The 23,711-nt window shown below is 41.3% G+C and carries 20 protein-coding genes, 5 tRNA genes and 1 pseudogene; 5 read left to right on the forward strand and 21 right to left on the reverse strand.

The window, feature by feature from the left end; genetic code table 11:
• Positions 1-2 precede the first annotated feature (2 nt).
• The 21 genes and pseudogenes from MTN95_RS08025 to MTN95_RS08120 form a co-directional block, all read right to left on the reverse strand.
• Positions 3-1,433 (reverse strand): Eco57I restriction-modification methylase domain-containing protein, encoded by a 1,431-nt coding sequence (locus tag MTN95_RS08025; RefSeq protein ID WP_248337654.1) that lies wholly within the window; start codon positions 1,431-1,433, stop codon positions 3-5.
• 597 nt (positions 1,434-2,030) lie between these two features.
• Positions 2,031-2,135 (reverse strand): annotated as a pseudogene (locus MTN95_RS21535) (hypothetical protein); the annotation flags it as partial.
• Between the two features lie 152 nt (positions 2,136-2,287).
• Entirely contained in the window at positions 2,288-3,460 is a 1,173-nt protein-coding gene (locus MTN95_RS08030; protein WP_248337656.1) for an MFS transporter, read from the reverse strand.
• A gap of 128 nt (positions 3,461-3,588) precedes the next feature.
• Positions 3,589-3,891 carry an ArsR/SmtB family transcription factor gene (locus MTN95_RS08035; RefSeq protein ID WP_024120036.1) on the reverse strand — a complete coding sequence of 101 codons (303 nt, stop codon included), beginning with the start codon at positions 3,889-3,891 and terminating at the stop codon, positions 3,589-3,591.
• Between the two features lie 208 nt (positions 3,892-4,099).
• Positions 4,100-4,462 carry a Na-translocating system protein MpsC family protein gene (locus MTN95_RS08040; RefSeq protein ID WP_248337658.1) on the reverse strand — a complete coding sequence of 121 codons (363 nt, stop codon included), beginning with the start codon at positions 4,460-4,462 and terminating at the stop codon, positions 4,100-4,102.
• Between the two features lie 56 nt (positions 4,463-4,518).
• Positions 4,519-4,809: a DUF6407 family protein gene (locus tag MTN95_RS08045; RefSeq protein ID WP_248337660.1), complete on the reverse strand. Its 291-nt coding sequence runs from the start codon at positions 4,807-4,809 to the stop codon at positions 4,519-4,521.
• A gap of 63 nt (positions 4,810-4,872) precedes the next feature.
• On the reverse strand, positions 4,873-5,394 hold the full coding sequence (locus MTN95_RS08050) for a carbonic anhydrase (protein ID WP_248337662.1): 522 nt from the start codon (positions 5,392-5,394) through the stop codon (positions 4,873-4,875).
• 76 nt (positions 5,395-5,470) lie between these two features.
• Positions 5,471-8,089, reverse strand: a complete 2,619-nt coding sequence (locus MTN95_RS08055) for a DUF2309 domain-containing protein (protein WP_248337712.1) — start codon at positions 8,087-8,089, stop codon at positions 5,471-5,473.
• 14 nt (positions 8,090-8,103) lie between these two features.
• Positions 8,104-9,621, reverse strand: a complete 1,518-nt coding sequence (locus tag MTN95_RS08060) for an NADH dehydrogenase subunit 5 (protein WP_248337664.1) — start codon at positions 9,619-9,621, stop codon at positions 8,104-8,106.
• An 839-nt stretch (positions 9,622-10,460) separates the two neighbouring features.
• Positions 10,461-11,084 carry an undecaprenyl-diphosphatase gene (locus MTN95_RS08065; RefSeq protein ID WP_083504421.1) on the reverse strand — a complete coding sequence of 208 codons (624 nt, stop codon included), beginning with the start codon at positions 11,082-11,084 and terminating at the stop codon, positions 10,461-10,463.
• Positions 11,085-11,378: 294 nt separating this feature from the next.
• Positions 11,379-13,181 carry a glutamine--fructose-6-phosphate transaminase (isomerizing) gene (gene glmS, locus MTN95_RS08070; protein ID WP_024120031.1) on the reverse strand — a complete coding sequence of 601 codons (1,803 nt, stop codon included), beginning with the start codon at positions 13,179-13,181 and terminating at the stop codon, positions 11,379-11,381.
• Between the two features lie 429 nt (positions 13,182-13,610).
• A complete protein-coding gene (glmM, locus tag MTN95_RS08075) occupies positions 13,611-14,957 on the reverse strand; it encodes a phosphoglucosamine mutase (RefSeq protein ID WP_248337666.1) in 1,347 nt (448 codons plus the stop codon).
• Positions 14,958-14,975: 18 nt separating this feature from the next.
• Positions 14,976-16,430, reverse strand: coding sequence for a CdaA regulatory protein CdaR (cdaR, locus tag MTN95_RS08080; RefSeq protein ID WP_024120029.1), 1,455 nt, complete (start codon positions 16,428-16,430; stop codon positions 14,976-14,978).
• Complete coding sequence (cdaA, locus tag MTN95_RS08085; RefSeq protein WP_024120028.1) at positions 16,423-17,244, reverse strand: diadenylate cyclase CdaA; 822 nt, start codon at positions 17,242-17,244, stop codon at positions 16,423-16,425. Before cdaA ends, cdaR begins: the two co-directional genes overlap by 8 nt.
• A 160-nt stretch (positions 17,245-17,404) precedes the next feature.
• The gene (gene rsiW, locus MTN95_RS08090; RefSeq protein ID WP_105955657.1) at positions 17,405-18,031 is read right to left on the reverse strand and encodes an anti-sigma-W factor RsiW; all 627 of its coding nucleotides are present in this window, start codon (positions 18,029-18,031) and stop codon (positions 17,405-17,407) included.
• Positions 18,032-18,044: 13 nt separating this feature from the next.
• The gene (gene sigW, locus MTN95_RS08095) at positions 18,045-18,608 is read right to left on the reverse strand and encodes an RNA polymerase sigma factor SigW (protein WP_010332813.1); all 564 of its coding nucleotides are present in this window, start codon (positions 18,606-18,608) and stop codon (positions 18,045-18,047) included.
• Positions 18,609-18,837: 229 nt separating this feature from the next.
• Positions 18,838-18,909, reverse strand: a tRNA-Gln gene (locus MTN95_RS08100).
• Between the two features lie 4 nt (positions 18,910-18,913).
• Positions 18,914-18,998 (reverse strand) — tRNA-Tyr (locus MTN95_RS08105).
• A 19-nt stretch (positions 18,999-19,017) separates the two neighbouring features.
• Positions 19,018-19,090 (reverse strand) — tRNA-Thr (locus MTN95_RS08110).
• A 4-nt stretch (positions 19,091-19,094) separates the two neighbouring features.
• Positions 19,095-19,170 (reverse strand) — tRNA-Val (locus MTN95_RS08115).
• A 3-nt stretch (positions 19,171-19,173) separates the two neighbouring features.
• Positions 19,174-19,248: transfer RNA gene (locus tag MTN95_RS08120), tRNA-Glu, on the reverse strand.
• A 181-nt stretch (positions 19,249-19,429) separates the two neighbouring features.
• Here MTN95_RS08120 and MTN95_RS08125 point away from each other — a divergent pair.
• The 5 genes from MTN95_RS08125 (at position 19,430) to MTN95_RS08145 (ending at position 23,664) form a co-directional block, all read left to right on the forward strand.
• A complete protein-coding gene (locus MTN95_RS08125) occupies positions 19,430-19,885 on the forward strand; it encodes a 2-thiouracil desulfurase family protein (RefSeq protein WP_105991847.1) in 456 nt (151 codons plus the stop codon).
• An 11-nt stretch (positions 19,886-19,896) separates the two neighbouring features.
• The gene (locus MTN95_RS08130; RefSeq protein ID WP_248337668.1) at positions 19,897-20,379 is read left to right on the forward strand and encodes a GNAT family N-acetyltransferase; all 483 of its coding nucleotides are present in this window, start codon (positions 19,897-19,899) and stop codon (positions 20,377-20,379) included.
• A gap of 110 nt (positions 20,380-20,489) precedes the next feature.
• Positions 20,490-21,404 (forward strand): N-acetylmuramic acid 6-phosphate etherase, encoded by a 915-nt coding sequence (gene murQ, locus MTN95_RS08135; RefSeq protein ID WP_248337670.1) that lies wholly within the window; start codon positions 20,490-20,492, stop codon positions 21,402-21,404.
• A gap of 15 nt (positions 21,405-21,419) precedes the next feature.
• Positions 21,420-22,271: a MurR/RpiR family transcriptional regulator gene (locus MTN95_RS08140; RefSeq protein WP_248337672.1), complete on the forward strand. Its 852-nt coding sequence runs from the start codon at positions 21,420-21,422 to the stop codon at positions 22,269-22,271.
• A 25-nt stretch (positions 22,272-22,296) separates the two neighbouring features.
• A complete protein-coding gene (locus MTN95_RS08145; protein WP_248337674.1) occupies positions 22,297-23,664 on the forward strand; it encodes a PTS transporter subunit EIIC in 1,368 nt (455 codons plus the stop codon).
• Positions 23,665-23,711 lie beyond the last annotated feature (47 nt).

Below are 23,711 nucleotides of genomic sequence, written 5' to 3' on the forward strand. Positions count from 1 at the left end.
TATTAGAACACCTCCTGTCTATAAAACTCAAAATTATTAATATCTCGTGCGGTAATTCTTAATGAACTCCCACTAGCATTAATTCCAATAGAACTTACATAATGATAAAATGACTCACTTTCTAGTAACTTCTTAGCTTTATCTAACTTTAAATCTCCTTTAGACACAATATAAATCCCCGAGTATGGGATACATTCCTTATTCAGTTCATAAATTCTTACTTTCTTTGTTACAATGGTAGAGGTTAAAAGTTTTTCTTGATTCAAATGTGCAAGTGCTTGTGTTCTTCCATATTCGTACCAATGCACATTTTTATCAGACTTCCTTTTAATCAATTTATCTTTATATGTTTCTAAATATTTTATTGCCTCAGGAAACTTTTTTTGGAATGTATCCAACGAATATCTACGTAACTCTCCATTTGAATAGAAATAAGGAAATATTATACACTCTTTTTTATTATAATTTAACCCCCGAGGACTTACTGTTTCACGTAGAATCTCCTTTTCTATTTTAAAATCTCTAACTTTAATGTACTCATTATCGGATTCAAAATTATCTATAACAAATGCCTCATTTAATAATGTTGCAATACTGATTGAAGCAGTGAAAAAATCACTGAATTTACATTTTTCTAATTGAGTATTTTCTTCTATCGGCTGGGAGAACACCCATTTTTCAGTTAGTTTATTTTTATTTATGCTAATTGAATTATCGTTTTCTATATCAAAATATTTAACTTGATCACATACCCTACCTTTATCAAAAATTAGTATTGCAGACGATGTTAGCGCATTATGAAATATTTTTTGTACTGTATAATCATATATTTCCGTAATATCACAAAGCATCATATCTCGTAATCTTTGAGCAAATACATTTTTAAATATGCTACTGGGGATAAGATATGCCATTTTTCCTTTATCATTTAAACTATTTAAGCTAGCCTCAATAAACGCATAACAATAATCAAATTTCCCTTTTGAACAAGATTTAAAATTTTCTCTAATAAATAATCTTGTATCCTCATCTAAATCTCTATAAGTAATATATGGAGGGTTCCCTATAACAAAATCAAAGCTTATTTCTAATTTTGTTTTTAATATATCCCTATTTAAGATATTCCAAGATACATTATACAAACCATAATTGGCTGCTATTAAGTCTAAATTTTTTATGCAATTACTCTGGTGGATTGGATCTATTTCAACCCCGTATATATCTAATTCCAACCCTGCCTTTATTTGTTCTAAAGATAAACTTTTGTGTAAACATTCTTCAATATATCTTTTAACAATTTCTTTTAAAATATTTCCATCTCCACAAGCATTCTCAATGACCTTTTTTCCATATAAATTTGAAACATACCCTACTAGATCTAACATCTCTACTACAATCTTAGCAGGAGTAAATACTTGACATTTTTTATTCATTTGTTTCTCCTAATTTGAGTTTTCAACTAATCTAAGATTCGTTCACTGTATTAGTAATAATTAATATTATATTCAATTTATTCAAGAGTGCCTATATCAGATATAATATTTTTTCAGCTCCATTTAGTTTCAGTAACAACATGTAATATTACCTTGCAAAATTACTTGCTAATCTCATGTCTAGCTACCATGGAGTATTATATACTTATTTTAATTTATAAGATTTTGATCTCGAATACACTTCAATGAATGATTCAGTTGTTATTGCAATGGTTCAGTTAGTCTAGAACCAGGGTAGTATTAGTGCTTAACCAATTTGCAACTACAAATATTTTTTATACCAGTATTAAAGCAGATATCCTCTATTATAAACCCAAATCAGTATGATCAGTTAAGAAAAGATAGTAGCTTTCAAACTAGTAGGAGTACCTAATGAAGGTACATCTAGAATCTTTAGCACAGGCTTTTTCTATGAACCTATAGTAGGTTAGAATCTCGCCCTTGTTTAATACATCTTTATCAAATTTAAATGTTCTGGTTGTTTTCGACATAAAAAAAACCCCTCTAGACAATTGTAGCTAAAGGGGGTTAATCATTTTACTCCACAGTAACACTCTTCGCAAGGTTACGCGGCTTATCAACATCACAGCCGCGATGCAATGCAGCATAGTGAACGATCAGCTGCAATGGAACAACAGATACCCCAAAGCCTTCTGTCTGGATGTAAGACATCTCTTTCAGCTTCAGTCGCCTTCGACACAATAGATTTTGAACAGCTTGTAAAAAACACCCGCTTATATTACGAGCGGATGTTAGATCTTTCGAAATGAACCCATTGAATTTTAAGAAGTATATTATTGATTGATATCTTTTAGCGCTTGTTTCGGTTGCGAATGAAAAATCATCAATGATGCAATAATGGCAATCATAACCCCTAATGCACCAATCCAGGTAATCGAGGCCAATGATACGTTTTCTACAAAAACTCCCCCTATTCCTGCGCCGACTGCCATGGCGAATTGCATCATTGACTGATTCATGCTAAGCAAAACACCTGACATCCCCGGTTCTATTGTAGCCAGGTGGAATTGCTGTGTCGGACCGGTAGACCATGCGGCAAACGACCATAATATCAGAATCACCAACACTCCGATATGGGAATGGGTGACAAGTGACAGCAGAATCAGTGTGACGATATGCAATGTCATCCCGCCAACGAGTGTAAAGGGCACTCCCCATTTATCGGTGCTATATCCCCCAAACTTTGATCCAACCAAACTGGCTATTCCAAATATAAGCAAAACACCGCTAAGCAGTTTGCCGTTTATACCTGAGATGTTCAAGAGATACGGTGACAAATAGGTATAAGCAACAGAATATCCCCCGAGCCAGAAGAAAGTGATTGATAAGCCCATCGCCACTTTCCGTTTTTTGAAAAGAGCAAGCTGTTGAAGCAAAGGTACAGGTTTATCCCCTTCAGTATGCGGAAGAGTAAAGAATATAACGACCATTGCGATCAATCCCAACAAAGCAATTGCACCAAATACAGACTTCCAGCCTAATGCTACTGCTATCATTCTTCCAAGCGGAACACCAATGATTAAAGAAGCGGTAAATCCCATAACGACCGTAGCGATGGCACTGCCCTGCTTCCCTTCCGGCGCAATCTTAGCGGCAATCGTTAATGCGGTTACAACAACCACACCTGCTCCCATCGCCATAATGATCCGCGCTGCAATAAACCAACCATAACCAGGCAGAACAAAGGCCAAGATATTGCCGAACACAAACAAACCGAGAGCATAAATCATCAATCTGCGTCTATCCATACTTGCTGTCAACGCCATGAGTACGGGTGTTAAAAGAGCATATACAAGTGAAAAGATCGTAATGAGCTGGCCCGCGGCAGCCAAGGTGATCCCGAGTGTATGCGCAATGTGATCCAAAATACCGGAAATGATGTACTCTGAAGTTCCGACTAAAAAGCTGACAATGGCTAACATATAAATTTTCAAGGTGTTAGACATAAACGTTCACTCCTTATTTTTATTAGAACAACATATCACGAATTATCGATGTGTTAATTTAAAAAATAAACACATCGTAATATGTCGATATGTATGGCGTAAAAATAAACATCTTTTGATGTTTATTTTTATATCTCTGTTTTAAGAAAGTCCGCAAGTTTCCCAATGGCTTCTTCATCTCTTTTGTAATAAGTGTACTTTCCGATTCGTTGAGCCTTAATCAGGCCGGCTCTTAAAAGGATGGTGAGATATTGGGAAGCCGTTGATTGCGTCATTTTCAATTTGTCTGTTATTTGACTGACACATACCCCGATTGTGTTCATATCAATCCCTTCATGGGGTGAAAAATGACGATCAGGTTCCTTCAGCCATTGCAAAATTTGCAGCCTTGATTCATTTGATAAGGCTTTGAATACTTCAATGGGTTCCATATCGTTTATTATATCGTTATATTCCGATATGTCAATTCGTTTTTGATGACTGACTTCTTTTTAGACATTAAAAATCTGAAGACTTATTTCAGTTCAGTTGGAGGTATTACAGAACTTAACTTTCGCATATCTACTGTTAGATTGACCATTAGAAAGCGCTGCTTTATATATACTTTGCTCTCATTCTGCTTTTTTATCTCTCCAAATATTATAGATTTTTCTCAAGATCATTACATAATTTAAATATCATCACTCGTTCGCCTGTCCGAGAGCTTAAATCGGTATGAAAACTTTTCACTTCTTCTCCAGTTATCGTTAGGATAATATCCTTTAGACCCTCTATCCCTGATTCAACTAGCTCCGAACGAGTTTGTTTGATAGATAACATACCCTCTTTTGATCCACAAACTGCATATTCTGCTGGTGTTAAAATTCCTTTTAAATTAACGATGATCATATCCCGCAGTATATCAGTTTTAACAGATACAGACCCACGCCCAAGATAATCCTTCTCCCATTGCGTAATGGACTTACTGATCTCTGATTCAATAGAACCTTTCGTTTTTTTCATATATAACACATCTCCTGGCAAAATAATTGGCATATTCTATTCGTTATTTCGTCTCATTAATATTCTCTTACAACATGTCCTTCATATACACCTTCAATATCCAAATCAGTTGTGCCGTTTCTTGTGACCGCTACAATTTTGGATAACATATTTTCTTCCATCATAGAATGTACATGCAAAAATCGAACGCTCCCTAAATGGGTTTCCTCAACTTCTTCATAAGATTTTAAATGATAAAAATGAATTGCTTTTCTTATTACTTTTTTCATACATTGCATATTTTCACGATCAAACAGAGTCATTTCCTCTATTGTTTTCGTGACAAAATCAGTTATATTAGCGCCCATTACATTCTCCTTAAAACTGCTTTCTCCCCATATATGGGTGTAGAAGCTGACCACTTCACTCCATCATGACAAGCAATGATCAGGTAAGACTTGACCTGTTTTAGTAGAAGGAACCTCCACAATTGAGGATTCCCCATCCTTATGATCAACGATTAAACCTCTGACTTTAACATATGACGGCACCAGTGGATGTTGACGAATGATATCAACACTTTTTTCAACAGCGCCACTGCTATCTTCATTTAGCCATTCATCGACTGTACCGCCTAAAAATTCAGGCTTGCAATGTTGAAAGAGATAATCCAATGTCTGTATTTTATCTTTCATTGTTTCAAGTTGAGTTAGTCCATGATCTGTTGAAGTCTGCTTATCTTTTGTTCCTACTACAAAGACCTCCTCAACATCTTCCTGGTAAATCGCAAAAATAACAGACCTCATGATTTCTCCATAAGGGTGTGAGATAGCGGCACCATAACTTTGTATCGTCAGCATATTTTCTGCTGGAGTATTAGTCACTTCTTGTAAAATAGGCTCCAAACCGTTTTCCATGTCCGTCAAAAATAATACTTTTTTATTTACATTCATATAACACACCTCTTCCTTATGTTTATCATTTTTATATTAAGTAACAAATCCATTTGAGAAATGTTTAGATTCATAATTACCAGCTTTCCCAACATCCTTCTGGATCAATACTAGCCAGTCGAACCCATCCATTTTGAATTTTTTGCAGAAATACTGGGTCATTATTTAATAACCGTTCTACATGTTGTCTAGGCGCTTGGATGACAATCAACAAACGAAGAGGAGAATGATAAGCCTCATGGTCTGATTGCATGACGGATTGCCAAGGCAGTCCGGCTAACAAGTCACTTGCATTCCCCTGCATCACTCCGAGACCTGCAGTAACGGTTTGAGTTGCTTTATTTCCGCTGCCATAATAATGGGGTGCTACTGTTGATGCGTAATATTGTAAATTAATCCATTGGGCCACAGTTCCAGGTCCTGCAATAATATTTGCTAGGAGTTCACCGCTTTCATCCTGCTTCCAATCATAATTATGAAGGAAAGCTCTTCCTTCCAAATCACAATCCTGTGTTAGTTCACGTTGGCCGATAATAAAAGCGGCATTACGAGCCAGTCCCCATTCCGGACGTATCTCACTCCAATCTTCCGCAAATCGGTGTGCCTCAGCCTTCGGATTTTTAAGTTTCGATTGGACATTCGGTAATTGGGCCAGTCGTTCTGCATTTGCATGATGTTTTACTTTAGGCATAACGGCTTCAATATGATCAAATGCTTCCTGTGCAGCTTCGGAAAGATCTGGCACATAAAGCCAATGTAATTCATCCACCGTTGTATTATGTTCAGCAGCGGCAAAAACCGTATCCTCAGGGATTTTCATTCCTTCAGTTAATAGAGCTTCTCTTACCTCTGAAAGATTACATAAAGCAGCTAAAACTCTTGCATTGAATCCGCCGGCCGCTCCACCGCAGGCACCACAATCAAGAGCCGCGGCATAAGGATTATTGGTGCTTTGACTGCCATGTCCGCAAATCACGACCAAGGGTGCAAAATTCTCTGTTAATCCCATCATTTTTAGTGCTTGCCGAGCATAGTTCACTTTTTCTTCTTCAGTAAAACCCACAGGTATCTCTGCCTCTGTGTCATTAACATGATGAAGCGAGAGTTTTGTATCAGGTTTCCGTAACCAAGTCTCACGAAGATTACGAATAAAACGATCTGCTCTTCTTGGCGCAAAGCTGCGTGCCACCATTTGCAAACTAAGCCAAGGTCCACTTAGCTCAGGTAGAAGTAAGCTCGTAAGTACATTCTGTTTCATCTTTTTAAATGTATAGCTTAAGGAATGAACTGCCTGCTTGCGTTGGTTGTATTTTTCGAGTACATCTTCATCTGCGAACTCTTTTATTTTGTTTTGCGGTTTTTGTATGACCGGCAAAGAGGCATGACTGTGTTTACTGCCAAGTTCACAAGTTGCAATCGGCACCCCGAAGAAACCAGCAACACCAATCGTTTCAAACGGGCCTGCTTTTTCTAGTTGACGACGAAAAGGCTCTGACCGTACATCGATACAGAATGCTAATTGAGCTAATGCAGATTTTTTACCGTTGGTTTCACGTTGTTTCGAGATGATCTTCTGACTTAATCGATCAGTGTGTGTTTGCTCCCATGCTTCTAACCAAAGTTTCCTGCGAAGTTTCTCATCAAAGCTGTAGGCAAATGATAAATATTCGTTTTGTTCATCGGCCGGCATCTGTGCCCATTCTTCTAATGTAAGGCCCCCCCAATGAATCCAAGCTGCTATAAGGGGAGTAATTGAAATTTTATTCTCAAATCGTTCATTATTAATAGGTAAATATGGCTTTATAAGAGCCCACTCCATGGATATCCGAACTGCTAAATATTCTGTTAGAAGTGCATGTTCATGGCTCGATTGTTGGGAGCGCCAAAGCATCATCCCTGCCCATCCGGGTAAGGAAAGTAAATGGCCTTCAAGATAACGCTGGATTTCTGATTCGGGGATTTCTAGTGCGAATAACGCTTCTTGTAAAGCCACATGTGCATCTTGCGGCCAACCTTTTAACCTTTCACGCTGCTTTTTACTAAGTGCTGGATCATACTGAATGAGATGCTGCCAGGCACGATAGAAACCTTCCTCACGGTTTGGCATTGTCCAACCTGCTTGAGAGTCATCAAGATATAATTTACTCCATTTAATGACATGATGATCTAGTATGTTGACTACCTTTTCACCATCCTGATTCTCTATATACGAACTGATTGGCTGCATAAAAACATTCTCGATATGATCCACTCCACTGCATTCATTCACCAATTTCTCCAGCTTATGTGATGATAAAAGGTCGGAAGGCAGTGGTTCTAATTGTAATCCAGCTAGACAAAATCGCTCTGCCACGTCCCTTGGGATATGAAAGGAATGTGAATCAAGCCAATGTTGCAGCCCCATTTCCACAAAGTCTTCATCAATCTCACCTTTATTCTTTGCTGAACGGATCATAGACGCACTAGGGTATATATCAACATTACGAGTGTTTTTCAACCAGCTCGCAACCTGATCAAAAGGTTGGTTTTCAAGTCCCATCCACGGATTGCGTGCAGCAAATGTAGAAATAGGCCAGAGTGGCGCGATCACTCGGCTGGCAGATTCAATTAAAACGTTAATATCTCTTTCTTGAACATCAATATCTGTCTCTTTCTTTTTTACATTTTCTTTCATTAATACGGATGTAATGCCCAACACTTATTACCTCCTTATGATAAATATTGTTTAAGGTAGTCTGGATGACTCTCTACTGTCTTGGGTTTTGCTTCACCTAATCGCACTAACCAAAGATAGAGCACTGCGAAGAAAACGGAAGAACGATGACGAGCAACCCACGTACTCAAAACACCGCCAAATAGCAATAGACATACAACAATGATGACAGCTGACATTGGAGGCTGAACACTTTGAAAAACGCTTGTATGCAGCCACTCATAGAAGAAATTATGAATGATAACATATACAAAGGCTGCTCCTCCTAAACATGTTAAGCCGGCAATTCGACCCATTTTCCCCTCTCCAAAAGCTACGAGCTGAGTCCAAGAAACGGACAATGACCACCCTAAGATTAGGGCACTCATTAATTGATATCCCTCTCCAGGAGCAGCGAGCCAAAAAGCAACGCTTATCACTAAGGCTAACGCACGGCCAGCTACGATCCATAAAAAGGATGATCCCTCATTAGCGCGTTTCGATACTTCAAGACGCCGTACCACTGAACCAGCCTGTAAAAACAACGTAGCTTTGAATAAACCATGTAAAATAAGATGAATAATGGCTGCGATATAGGCTCCTAATGCACACTGAATGAGCATAAACCCCATTTGTCCAATCGTGGATCCTACTAACTGACGTTTATAGTCAACCTGGACTAAACTAATACCAGTTCCAATCAATACAGAGATGCCAGCAAGCATAAGTAAAATAATCGAAGCTATACCACCATTAAATAGAGGTGAAAATCGAGCCAGTATAATCCCGCCTGCATTTACTAAACCTGCGTGCATAATCGCAGAAACAGGAGTTGGAGCAACAATAGACTCAATCAGCCATCTTTGGAATGGCCATTGAGCCGCAGGAATGATCACTGCCAGTACAATCAATAGCTGAATCCCTGTTCTCTCCCATTCTCCCAGCCCAGCTAAACTTTCATTTGTTACAACCAATGATAACTGCCATTTACCTGTGGTATGAAAAAGCCACATCATCGCAAAAAACAAAGAAAACCAACTTAACAAAAATAATCGGCCAGTAACCTTGGCTGCTTCACTAGCGACTTGCCAAGCACTGTTTAACCTGATAAGCAGGGTTAAACCGACAAGAGTTGCTCCCCAAGAAATAACCATCAAGCGGAGGTCACCACTTAACCATGCAATTGAAGCAGCACCTGTAGTGAAAGTAAAAAGCGTAAAATATTTTCGATAAGATCGGTCTCCCATTAAGTAACGTACAGAAAAACGCTGAATGATTAAACCAATTGTAAGAACAAAAAAAGTCATTAACCAAGCTAAGGTATCTAAGTGCCAAGGACCAACGTTTCCACTCACGCTGCTATTGGCAAGGATCAGTAAGGAAACCAAAAGTGGTAAAGCCAAGATCCCCATATGAATGCGAACAAAACTCAAGGGCACTCGCGGATGTAAAAACAAAAGTCCACTTATCCCAGAAGCAATAAGCATAATAAAAAATAATGTTAATAATGATGACAAACTCAGCGAAACTAACATTTCAAATTCTCCCTTTTTAAAAGTCGTTATTGCTCAAAAGACCTTTAGATCAGATCATATTTTCTATCATTTAATACAAATTTTATATATCTCTATTTTTTCCAATAAAAAAGCCGACAATTTCAAAATTTCAATGATGTTTTTAATCATTGAATCTTGAAAATTGTCGGCTTCACTTCAACTAACTTCTGCAAAGTTTTTTGAAGAGCTACCTTATTATTGGTCATTTTACTATATGCTATGTTTTAACTTCCTTCTAAAGGAATGAAATCATCGCTACATTTTAATATAGTGCTTAATTATCAAATAAAATCAACTTATGTTTCTCTTCCGTTTAAATTAGGATACTTTTTCATCCTGTCAAGATTAGTTGAAAGAATGCTAAAGACCTAATAATTTAACAAACGAAAATAAACATCTGGGCCGATTATTAAGTTAAGTATAAGATATGCTAAATTTTAAGCATTGTCAAGGTGTTGGAATACAGAGAAAGAAGTATCAAATCCTTCTTTCCCTTTAAATATACATCCTGAATCTTTATCCAAGGCTTATGATATCTATCACTTTAATTTTTTGTAGAAATACAAGAAGAATTTTATAATCATTTTTCTATTTTCTTGTTTAATAAATAACCTTTGGCTAAAACTGTAGCTTTAAAATAAAGGTTGATCAAAAATAACACATGAACCTTCAGTTTACGGCAAATTTAAAGAATCCATAGAAAAAAAGATAGATCAAAATGGATTCTACAGCTTTGAATACAGATGGAATCTTTATAAAAGAGTTTATCATTTTAGGTTACGATTTTTTGAACATTAGCACTCGATTGTTGAATAAATCTAAAGGTTTTTTGACTTGTTTTCCTTTCTTTTGAAGCGATAAAGAAGTATGTTTTCACATTTTTCATAAATTTTCATGGTAGTTTGAGTAATATTTAGTTTAGGGAATGTTAAATATATAAAAGTTGAAACTGCTAGGCTTATTAATACTCCTGCTAAAACATCAAAAGGATAATGAACACCAACCCATATACGGGAGACTCCCACAAGAACAGCTAACAATACCCATAAAATTGACCAGCCTCTCTTAAAGAGCCAGAATGAAATACAATATGAGAAGAATAAAATTGTATGGTCACTTGGAAAAGAATTGTCTTTTTCTTTATGTATCAGTTTATTAACCTCTCCCAATTCAACAAAAGGTTGATAATTCGAGTGAAATACCCCTGAAACCTTCCCTATCGTAAAGGCACAAATGAAAGCGATAGATGCACAAAGAATCATAATTCTATTATCCGTATCTCTTGTAAACCAAATAAAAAGAACACTTAGTGCAAGTAAAAAAACCATATATTCAGCAATAAAACTAAATACAGGATTCAAAAAGGGATGTTCTTTTCCTAAGTCATTAACTAGTCTAAACAGTGATATATTAACTTCTGAAATATCCAAACCTAACACCATCCAATCTCTTTTTAGAACATAATAAAAGAAAATTAGATGACCTGCCATCGAATCAAATTACATTATTTGAGATTAAAGTTACATTTTTGTAAGATTGGTGTCACATCATTTATGTAAAAAGGGGGTCCAAAATCAATTGGAATCCCCTTATAATTTTTAGTTACCTGCCTCTTTAGTTAAAATAGAAAAATACCCTTAGACAAAAATTATCTAAGGGAAAAAGCATCGCAACATTTTTATAAACGTCGTAACTTTATTTTAAAGCCGCAAAAACAACCAAAGGGGTTAAACATTTTACTCCACAGTAACACTCTTCGCAAGGTTACGCGGCTTATCAACATCACAGCCGCGATGCAGTGCAGCATAGTAAGCGATCAGCTGCAATGGAACAACAGATACCAATGGAGCAAGCGCTGGGTTTACTTCCGGCAGTACGAATCTGTCATCCGCATCGTCTAGGCCTTTCAGTGAGATGATGCATGTGTTTGCTCCGCGAGCGGCAACTTCTTTGACGTTTCCGCGGATGCTTAGGTTTACGTGCTCTTGTGTTGCCAGTGCGAATACTGGTGTTCCTTGTTCGATCAAGGCGATGGTGCCGTGCTTCAGTTCGCCGCCGGCAAAGCCTTCTGCCTGGATGTAAGAAATCTCTTTCAGCTTCAATGCGCCTTCGACACATACGAAGTAGTCGAGGCCGCGTCCGATGAAGAAAGCGTTTCTGGATACAGTCAGGTATTCACGGGCGATCATTTCCATTTCGTCTTTCTGGTCGCAAAGGGCTTCCATTGCGTTTGCTGCGATACCGAGTTCTTTGACAAGATCAAATCCGATATCGATGCCGTTTTTGTCAGCAGCTACTGATGCAAGAACCGCAAGAACTGCGATTTGTGCTGTGTATGCTTTTGTTGACGCAACAGCAATTTCAGGGCCTGCATGAAGCAGCAATGTATAGTCAGCTTCACGGGAAAGCGTTGATCCCGGTACGTTTGTGATCGTCAGCGCTTTGTGTCCGAGTGCTTTGACTTGAACAAGAACCGCGCGGCTGTCTGCTGTTTCTCCGCTTTGAGAAAGGAAAATGAAGAGCGGTTTCTTAGACAGAAGCGGCATGTTGTAAGAGAATTCACTCGCTACATGCACTTCAACCGGCACGTTTGCCCACATTTCAATGTATTGTTTACCGACAAGTCCTGCGTGATAGCTTGTTCCGCAGCCAATGATATAGATGCGGTCCGCTTCCGCTACAGCCTCAGCAATATCGCCAGGCACAGACAGTTTGCCGTTTTCGTCTTGGTACGTTTGGATGATTTTGCGCATCACAACTGGCTGCTCATCCGTTTCTTTCAACATGTAGTGAGGGTACGTGCCTTTTTCGATATCACTGGCATCCAGCTCAGCGATATAAGACGCACGTGAAATAACGTCGCCATCAAGGTTTTTGATAACAACTTGATCATCAGTCACGATGACCATTTCTTTATCCATCAGCTCTACATATTCGTTTGTAACTTGAAGCATTGCCATCGCGTCAGACGCCACGACGTTGAATGTATCTCCAAGTCCAACTAATAGAGGGCTTTTGTTTTTCGCTACAAAAATCGTTTCTTTGTTATCGTTATCGAATAAAGCAATTGCGTAAGAGCCTTTTAACAGTGTAAGTGTTTTGCGGAACGCTTCTTCTGTATCAAGTCCTCCGTTGACAAATTGCTCGATTACTTGAACGACTACCTCTGTGTCGGTGTCACTTTTGAGCTCTACATCTTGTAAATAGTCCTGTTTCAGCTGAACATAGTTCTCGATCACGCCGTTATGAACAAGTGTAAAGCGGCCCAGTGCGCTTTGATGCGGGTGAGCGTTCAGATAGCTTGGTTCGCCGTGTGTTGCCCAGCGAGTATGGCCAATTCCTGCTTTTGCTCCTACATTGGCATCCACAACTTCACGAAGATCGGCAATGCGTCCTTTTTCTTTAAACACATGGATCCCCTGTTCGTTGGCAACTGCGATACCCGCAGAGTCATAGCCGCGGTACTCAAGCTTCTCCAATCCTTTTAACAAAATTTCCTTCGCATCAAGCTGACCGATATAACCTACGATTCCACACATAATTTCTTCCTCCTAAGATTGTAAAAGGAGACGAAGAAAGTCATTTTTCAAGGGGACTTTCAATCGTCCCCTCCTACATGTTTTATGGAAGATCATGTGATTTCCCTTTGTTCAAGGAGTCGCCTCCTTGGTTTGAAGAAATCCTTACGGCTGTGATCTGCATACTCAGCCGGGAGGCATCCGCCGAAAAATCGATAACCTCCATCCTCGTCAACTAAGCCTTTTTTCGGGCGCTTAGTTCGGGCGCTATAATTATAAGTGAAACAAAATCCCGTCTTTCCTGCCTCTAGAAAACAAGAACAAGACAAGCTTGATTTTACAGCATGTGCCAAGAATGGTCAATTGTTTTTTAAACAACTTTGCCGCCTGTCTCACAATTATTATATGTGAGCCGCACTTGTCTTGTTCGCTCTCTGTTTATAGATTTCGTTACTCTAATCCCATTTCTGACCGGACGACTTCAACAATGCGATTAACATATTCATCGCACAGTTCTTTCGTCTTCGCTTCAGCCATCACACGAACGAGCGGTTCAGTGCCAGATGGGCGCACTAAAATCCGTCCGTCGCCGTTCATTTCTTTTTCAACCTCAGAAATAACGGCTTTTACTTTTTCGTTTTCTTCGACTTTATATTTATCAGTTACTCTCACATTGACTAAAAGCTGCGGAAACTTCTGCATTTCAGCCGCAAGCTCTGACAGCGGCTTGCCTGTCGCTTTTAATGTATTCATCAGCATAATGGCGGACAATAATCCGTCACCTGTTGTGTTGTAATCAAGGAAAATTAAGTGGCCGGACTGTTCTCCGCCGACATTGTAGCCGTCTTTTTTCATCGCCTCTACCACGTAGCGGTCGCCGACAGCCGTCTGCACGCTCTTTATCCCTTCTTTTTCAAGCGCTTTATAGAAACCGAGGTTGCTCATGACTGTGGAAACAACCGTATCATCCTTTAAGCGGCCCTCTGATTTCAGGTATTTTGAGCATATGTACATAATTTGGTCGCCGTCAACGATATTTCCTTTTTCGTCGACTGCGATCAGGCGGTCGCCGTCACCATCGAACGCAAGGCCGATATCAGCATTTTTCTCTTTTACAAACGCACTGAGCGCTTCAGGATGAGTCGATCCGACTCCGTCATTGATGTTTAATCCGTTCGGAGAAGTTCCCACTGTCGACACGTCTGCGTCTAAATCGGCAAACAAGTGTGTCGCAAGCGATGACGTCGCTCCGTGTGCGCAATCAAGAGCAACATGAATGCCTGTAAAATCTTCGTCGGCAGTCTGTTTTAAGAATTGCAGGTACTTTTGGCCGCCTTCAAAATAGTCGTTTACAAGTCCCAAGTCAGCTCCAACCGGTCTTGGCAGCTTATCCTCCGGTTCATCCATCAGACGCTCAATTTCAGCCTCCTGTTCATCAGAAAGCTTAAATCCGTCTCCTCCAAAGAACTTGATTCCGTTATCCTGCACTGGGTTATGAGAAGCAGAAATCATGACGCCCGCCTCTGCATCCATCGCTTTTGTTAAATAGGAAACACCAGGTGTAGAAATGACTCCCAGACGCATGACTTCTGCGCCAATTGATAAAAGTCCGGCGACAAGGGCTCCCTCCAGCATATGGCCGGAGATGCGTGTATCGCGGCCTATCAGCACTTTTGGACGTTGTTTGTCTTTTGTCAGCACATACCCGCCGAAACGTCCGACTTTAAAGGCCAGCTCAGGCGTAAGCTCGCTGTTGGCAACACCTCTTACACCATCTGTTCCAAAATACTTGCCCATTTTATAATCGCTCCTTTTTTATTCTGATGAAGATTGTGAACCTGTATTTGATTCATCTTCATCCTGATCCTGATTTTGATCTTGGTTTTCGTCTTGATTTTGATCATCATTGTTTTTATCGCTGTTCGTTGTATCTTCTCGCTGATTATTCTCTTTGTCATTCGTCTTGTCATCAGTGTCATCCTGGTTCCCTGACGTCGTATTGCTGTTATCTTTTGTTGTCGTATTCGTTTTTTTAGACGTAAGCTTGATTTTTGCGTTTTTCTGCCCCAAGGACCAGGTTACATTTTGAGGCCCGTTTACTTCAAGCTTCACACTGTGCTCTCCGTCATCTAAATCAGATACATTCACATACAATTCTATATCTGATTTCTGCAGTTTTTTTATGTTGCCGGGAGAGCCTTTGGCCGTAACATCTATCGTTTGTGATTCCGGATCCAGAAATTCAATGTTCTGTGAGCTGCTCAGCCCTACAGTCTTAATAGGGACATTCTCAAACGTCTGATCTGCTTCACTATCTACTTCTATATGCAACGTCACCTTTGACGGCGAGATTTTTTTGACGCCGTCAGGAAGCGGAATATCTGCCTCGATATCAGAATCCTTTTTGATTTTGCTTAAATCTAAGCTGACACCGTCTATAAATTCAAGAGAATCCAAGACATCCTGCGAGCCGTAAACCGTCACCTCACTGGGACTTGATTCGATATTTGCTATGCTGACCCCGTCAGGAAGGCTTCCTGTCCGTTCAATTTTAAAGGGCACTTTTTTACTCGGACTTGTCACCGGAACGGTAATTTTGATGACCGAGGGCTCCACATCGACAGGAAGCGCGTTTCCGTCTTTATCATAGACAGTCACTTTCGCTTCCTTTTCAATCGTTTCATCTGCATTTTCCAGGTTTACCGAAGCTTTCACAAGAGAAATATTATCAATCACGGCTTTAGAACCGGTAATCTGTACATTTTTAGGACTGACAATCGGCTGCTCCGGAGAATAGCCTTTTTTCATCTTGCTTTTGTTGTAGTACTCCACTTCAACAGGAAAGCTTTCTGTCGTGCGTTCTTGAATGGTGACGGTCGTCACGGACGGATTAATGGATATCGTCAGTCCATCCGACACGTTTTTGGCCTTAAGCTCGACCTTATGTGTGCCGGTTTTCAGCTTCTCCATATCCGCGTATATCTCAAAATTCTTTGTCTGTCTCGCCTTCTTCACGGCGCTTGTCGGACCTTTTATCGTGACATTCACCGTTTGCGGAACGCCCGTCACGACATAATTTTCATCATCGTAATATGCTTTAACCGGTATATCAGTCAGTGTTGCCTCATCAGTTGTAGATGTTGGAAAAAATGATTCACCTGGTTTTTTCGGAGTTGGTGCTTGGTTGCTGTTAACCGCTACATAAAGCAAGAGCGCGAAAAGCAGCGCAATGACTTTCACAGCCCAGCGGTTGTTTAAGAATTTATCCATTTTTCTTGCCCCTCCAATACCAACGGTTAGAAGAAGTCTCTCTGGTGTTCTTCTTAAACTCTGCTTCAAGCATTTCTTTCAGCGCTTCTTCCGTCAGCTCTCTGTGAAGGTCGCCATTCCTCGCCACACTGACGCCGCCGGTCTCTTCAGACACGATAATCGTCAAACTGTCTGTAACTTCACTGATTCCGACAGCCGCCCTGTGCCGCGTTCCCAGTTCTTTTGAAATGAACGGGCTTTCAGAAAGCGGCAAATAACAGGCGGCAGCGGCAATTTCATTATTTTTCATAATGACCGCTCCGTCATGAAGCGGTGTATTCGGGATAAAAATATTGATCAAAAGCTCAGAGCTGACCTTTGCATTCAAAGGAATGCCCGTTTCAATATAATCCCCCATACCCGTATCCCGCTCAATGGTTAAAAGGGCGCCGATCCGGCGTTTCGCCATATAATTGATCGCTTTCGTTATAGCCTCAATTGTTTTCTGCTGCGCCTCCTCAACCGGCGTGCCGCTCCTCGAGAAGAAACGGCCCCGTCCAAGCTGTTCAAGCGCTCTTCTCAGCTCAGGCTGAAAGATAATAATAATTGCTAAAAATCCCCATGTTATCGCTTGGTCCATCAGCCACTGAAGCGTGCTGAGGCCCAAATATTGACTGGCCATACGGACAAGCACGATCACAACGATTCCTTTTAAGAGCTGAACCGCCTTCGTGCCGCGTATCACCATAATCAGTTTATATATCACATACCAAACAAGGAGAATATCAACGGCATTGCCGAGGTACTGCAAAAAAGGGATATCCTCAAAAGCCATTTCCTCGTCCTCCAAGAATTCAGTCATTTCGTATTTTGAAGTTTAATGTGTTACGCATATGTACTTTACATAGCGAGCCCATTATACCACATTTCGTTTTGGCAAGTGAAATATGCCAGCCGTTTGAGAACCTAAAAAAGAGTAAAGCGCACCACACGCTTTACTCTTCTCCGTTCGGATCTAATGCATTGAATACACTTTTCCCCGCAGACTTCATTTTATACCATGTCCAGTCGAATAATTCATTAATCTCCTCAATTTGACCGGTGACTTGTCCAGCAGAGGCCATATACTTTTCTCCGTTTACAACGGTTACATCCCCGTCTATTTTCCCTTTAATAATCAGCTTGCCGTTTTTGACGGTGACATCACCTTTGACCGTCTCACCTTCAGGCACGATCACAGTGTTGTTTTGCACGACCAGATTCGGCTGCTTCGACACGCTGAAGTTGTGGTCATTGTGCCAGCTGTTTAACAATCCTCCGCCCATCAAAATGATGAATACCGCAGCAGCCGCGATAACCGGATGGGATCTGAACCATCTTTTCACAGAAGCTCTTTTCTTCTCCTTAGGCAATTTTGCCATGACGTTAGCGGTAAAATCGGCGGGGGCTTCGACATGCGATGTGCTCCGGACGAGCGCAATGGATTTTTCCATCTCATAAAAATGCTTTCTGCATTCCTCGCATGCCTCCAGATGTTCTTTTAATACTTGTTCATCTTTCGGAAGGATATCTCCATCAAGATGCATATGCATAAGCTGCACAATTTGTTCAGGACAGCTCATTTCATCACCCCACTTAAAGATCCCTTAATTGTTTTCTAAGAGCCTCTCTGCCTCTGTGAATCCGCGTTTTTACAGTCCCCACAGGAATGTTCAGAATCTCGCCGATTTCAATTAATGAGAGTTCATCAATATACTTTAATACAATGACAGTTCTGTATTTGTCAGGAAGCTTTAATATTTTCTGCTGAATTGTGTGTGAAAGCTCCAGCGATACGACTGCATCTTCAGGCAAAACTCCATCTGCGGCGATTTGGGAATACATCGTCAAGCCTTCTGTACCCGCCACTTCTGCATCGAGGTAATAATCCGGCTTCTTTTTGCGAATGCGGTCAATGGTCAAGTTGGTCGCAATTCGATAAAGCCAAGTTGAAAATTTCCGGTTGATATCAAAACTGTCGATATTGACGTACGCTCTGATGAAAGCCTCTTGTGCGATATCTTCCGCCTCATGCACATTGCCAAGCATACGGTAGCAAAGCTGATAAATTTTATCCTTGTAAATATCTACGATGTCCGCAAATGCATTTTGATCGCCTTTTTTGACTTGCTTAATTCTCTTTTTAATCATCATTTCCATATTTATCTAACCTCTGCCTTCACCGGTCTGTATGTATACGAGCTTCGTTTCTAAAGGTTTCAATTTTTTTATAAAATAAGTTTAACAAATTTTTAGCAGGGTGTAGATGGCAATTTGTGAATAAACTACCTTAACATATTTTTAAAATTATTATACAGACTGAACAGTTAGAAGTTGGAATGATTTTTCAAAAAGAAAAAAGACACCTTTTGATCAAAGGTGTCTGTGACTGGGCTAGCTGGATTCGAACCAACGCATGACGGAGTCAAAGTCCGTTGCCTTACCGCTTGGCTATAGCCCAATGATGGTGGAGGGGGGCAGATTCGAACTGCCGAACCCTGAGGGAGCGGATTTACAGTCCGCCGCGTTTAGCCACTTCGCTACCCCTCCACATTTTCAAGAAAAACAGTGCCGGCAAGAGGACTTGAACCCCCAACCTACTGATTACAAGTCAGTTGCTCTACCAATTGAGCTACACCGGCAAGATGGTGGAGGATGACGGGCTCGAACCGCCGACCCTCTGCTTGTAAGGCAGATGCTCTCCCAGCTGAGCTAATCCTCCAAATGGTGACCCGTACGGGATTCGAACCCGTGTTACCGCCGTGAAAGGGCGGTGTCTTAACCGCTTGACCAACGGGCCGTTTCTGTTCTCGTCGAGCTGACAAAAGTTATTATATACAGGTTCCCCCCCTTTTGTAAAGAGGAAATTTAAATTTTTTATTTTCAAACTTTTTAACCCCTTTTTTAACTGAAAAAGCCTCCTACCATTTATCATTTATCTTAAGATAGATATAGATCGAATCAAGAGAGGAGAAACCAATATGATACTAGTCAGCTCTTGCCTCGGCGGCATTGAATGCAGATACAACGGTTCGCATGCCGCATCAGAGAAAATTCGAAAACTGATTGAAGAAAAACAAGCAGTGATGGCTTGCCCTGAGCTTCTCGGCGGCTTCTCCACTCCCCGGGAACCAGCAGAAATCATCGGGGGCACTGGTGAGGATGTTCTTAATGGAGCCGCGAAAATCATAACGTCTTCAGGAGAAGATGTAACAGATTTATATATGAAGGGCGCGGCCCAAACATTGGCCTATGCAAAAGAAATCAATGCCTCTGCCGTCATATTGAAAGAAAACAGCCCATCATGCGGAAGCAATTTCATCTATAATGGCTCATTTTCAGGCAAAAAAATCGCTGGAAACGGAGTAACCGCCGCGCTATTAAAACAAGCGGGGTACCGTGTAATTTCTGAAAACCAGTTAGACGACATATTATAAGGAGGCTCATCATGACGCAAGATATCTCTTTATCCTTCTATAAGCCTGAGCATTTGCCGGAGCTTTACGCATTTACTTTACACAATGATGACAAACGCTTTACCGCTCTCCCTAAAGAGGTGCTGACTCAGGCTCTAAGCATACAGGAGCGCTATCCGGTTGTTATCTTAAAAGGTGATCTGCCAATAGGCTTTTTCATTCTACATACGTCAAAAGAAACCATTGCTCCCTATTCCAACAATCCATTTGCTTTATTGCTCAGTTCCTTATCATTAAACTCTGCCCACCACGGACAAGGCTATGCGAAAAAAGCCATGCTTCAGCTCCCCTCTTTTGTTAACGGGTATTTCCCATGGTGTGATGAAATCATTTTAGCCGTCAATCACCTGAACACCCGTGCAAAGCAGCTTTATATAAAAACCGGATTTCTTGATAAAGGACGTCGAAAAATCGGGCCGCTTGGCGAACAGCTGATACTTCATTATTTCTTATAGCCTCTTTTAAAATAAAATTTCAAAAATTAAAAATGATAGTTGAAATATCATAACAGAAATGAATATACTGAATATTGAGATATATTTATTTTTACACAGGGGGCATCCTCATGTCAGAACAATTGAATCTTCACAGCCTTACAACGGAATCACGCAATAGCCAAACATCGGAAATACACAAAGCTAATACCCTCGATATCTTAAAAATGATTAACAATGAAGATATCAAAGTCGCTGCCGCCGTTCAGCGTGTCCTTCCCGATATCGAAGCAGCCGTCGAATGCGCGTATGAATCCTTTCAAAATGGCGGACGGCTCATTTACGCAGGTGCAGGCACTAGCGGCCGACTCGGTGTGATGGACGCAGTTGAATGTCCTCCGACCTACAGCGTCAGTCCTGATCAGGTAATCGGATTAATGGCCGGCGGTCCCAACGCATTTTTGCAGGCGGCAGAGGGGATTGAAGATCATGAAGAAGCAGGGGCCGAGGATTTACGAGCCATCCATCTCACCTCAGCCGATACAGTGATCGCGATTGCAGCAAGCGGCCGTACGCCTTATGCAGCGGGTGCGCTGAAATACGCCCGCAAAATCGGAGCAAACACCGTCTCCCTTACCTGTAACAGTCAATCTGCCATCAGCAAACACGCTGATCACAGCATTGAAGTCGTCGTCGGGCCAGAAGTCATTACAGGCTCGACACGTATGAAAGCCGCAACCGCTCATAAAATGATTCTAAACATGATATCCACCGCTGTAATGGTCAAAATCGGCAAGGTCTACGAAAACTTGATGGTGGATGTCAATGTCAGCAACAAAAAACTAAAAGAACGCGCCATTAGCATCATTCAAAGCCTTACAGACGTTTCTTATGAGAAAGCGCAATACACACTTGAACAGGCGAATCTTCATGTCAAAACAGCAATTGTTATGCTCAAAACCAGCACAGATCAAAACAAAGCGAAGACATTGCTTGATGAAGCGAACGGTTTTATAGACAAAGCAATAGAAAACTACCATTCATGATAAGGAGAGACAGTAATGGCGACAGGCGGTTTAGCTATCATTCAATCAATGAAACACAAGCTGCCACAATCAGAGCGTAAGCTTGCGGACTACATATTAGCCCATCCCCACAAAGCGATAGAAAGCACAGTCAGCGAAATCAGCGCCTTAGCTAATTCAAGTGACGCTGCCGTCATCAGGCTCTGCAAGTCACTGGGACTAAAAGGATTTCAGGATTTAAAAATGAGGGTAGCAGGCGACCTGGCAAAACCTGCTGTTCAAGGCTACCGGGACATCGCTCCTCATGAATCGCTGCCTTCCATCTCTGAAAAAGCAGCCGGCAATGCCATTCAAGCAATTCAAGACACCTCAGATCTCATGGATTACCAAGAGCTTGAGCGGGCTGTTTCTCTGCTGCTTCAAGCGAACACTGTACATTTTTTAGGTCTGGGCGCCTCGGGAATTGTCGCCAAGGATGCCCAGCAAAAATGGCTTCGAATTCATAAACAGGCGACTGCTTTCACGGACACTCATCTTGTGGCATCTTTAATCGCAAATGCAGATAAGAAAGACATTGTATTTGCCATTTCATTTTCAGGTGAGACACAGGAAATCATCGAGCTGCTTTCGATGGCAAAGGAAAAAGGCGTCACAATCATCAGCCTCACGCAATTCAGCCAAACCTCCGTCTCTGCATTATCCGACGTTTCATTATATACAGCCCATTCCAACGAGGCCCTGATTCGAAGCGCAGCCACTTCCTCCCGTCTCGCCCAGCTTTTTATGATTGATGTTTTGTTTTTAAGCATGGCGGCCGAGCAGTATGAAGAAACGGTCGGCTACATTGATAAAACGAGAGAAGCAATCAAAACTATGAGAAAGACATAAGGCATCATGAAAGGGAGGGGTTTGTATGAGCAAAGAAAAACACTACAATACTCTGGCGGAAAAAATCCTTGAGCTATGCGGGGGGAAATCCAATATTTCTTCCTATACGCATTGCATGACCCGCTTGCGCATTACGCCTTACGATGTCAGCAAAACGGATAGTAAGGCGTTAAGAGAACTTGATGGCGTCCTTGGAGTCGTCGAAGCTGAAACCCTGCAGATTATCCTCGGCACTGGTGTCGTTAATCATGTCACCGCCGCTTTTTCGAAGCTGGTATCATCAGAAGAAGATTTTAATCTAAAAGAGGCCGCCGCCAAAAAGAAATCCGATATCAATCGTAAGAACGCCACCCCGTTTAAGCTTTTTTTACGTAAAATAGCCAGCATCTTCATACCTCTCATTCCCGCACTCGTCGCTTCAGGCTTAATTACCGGGATTACCAAAGCGATAATCCAAGCCGGCTGGCTCTCTGCAGAATCACAAACAGCTATTGTCCTTACAGTCATCGGATCAGGCCTGTTCACTTATCTCGGCATTCTCGTCGGCATTAACGCGTCAAAAGAATTTGGCGGGACGCCCGCTCTCGGCGCTCTGGCAGGGATTCTGATCATTAACCCGGAAATCGCAAAGATCAGCTTATTCGGAGAACAGCTTCTTCCCGGCAGGGGAGGGCTCATCGGCGTTCTATTCGCAGCTATATTCATTGCTTACACAGAACAATTCGTCCGCCGCTTTATTCCTCAATCACTCGATATTATCGTAACTCCAACAGTTTCACTTTTGATCACTGGAATATTGACGTATGTCGTTTTCATGCCTTTAGGCGGGTTCATTTCAGATGTCATCACATCCGGTCTTCTGTCCATCTTAGACATCGGCGGAATCGCTGCAGGCTTTATTCTGGGCGCGACCTTCCTCCCTCTCGTTGTCACCGGGCTACATCAAGGCCTGACGCCGGTGCACATGGAACTCATCAATTCGATCGGTGATGACCCGCTTCTCCCTATCCTTGCTATGGGAGGCGCGGGACAAGTGGGCGCAGCCTTCGCCATATTCGTTAAAACAAAGAAAAAAACGCTGAGAAAAGCGATCACAGGGGGTCTTCCTTCAGGACTGCTCGGCATCGGTGAACCGCTCATATTCGGTGTAACGCTGCCGCTTGGCCGTCCGTTTTTGACAGCATGCTTAGGGGCGGGGATCGGCGGAGCTTTTCAAGCTTATTTTCAGGTAGCCACGGTTGCGCTCGGCGTCTCCGGATTGCCGCTCTCCTTTCTGGTTCTGCCTTCACAAATCATCTTATATATCATTGGTCTCTTTATTTCCTATGTGGCCGGCTTTTTATTGACCTACGCTTTCGGATATAAAGATGAAATGGCTGCCCAGTTCGATTAAATGATGACGTTTTAGGAATAGTAACGGCATAGAAACACGGAAAGGAG

It is taken from the genome of Bacillus sp. 2CMS4F (assembly GCF_023161785.1).
GTDB classification, from domain to species: domain Bacteria; phylum Bacillota; class Bacilli; order Bacillales; family Bacillaceae; genus Bacillus; species Bacillus halotolerans.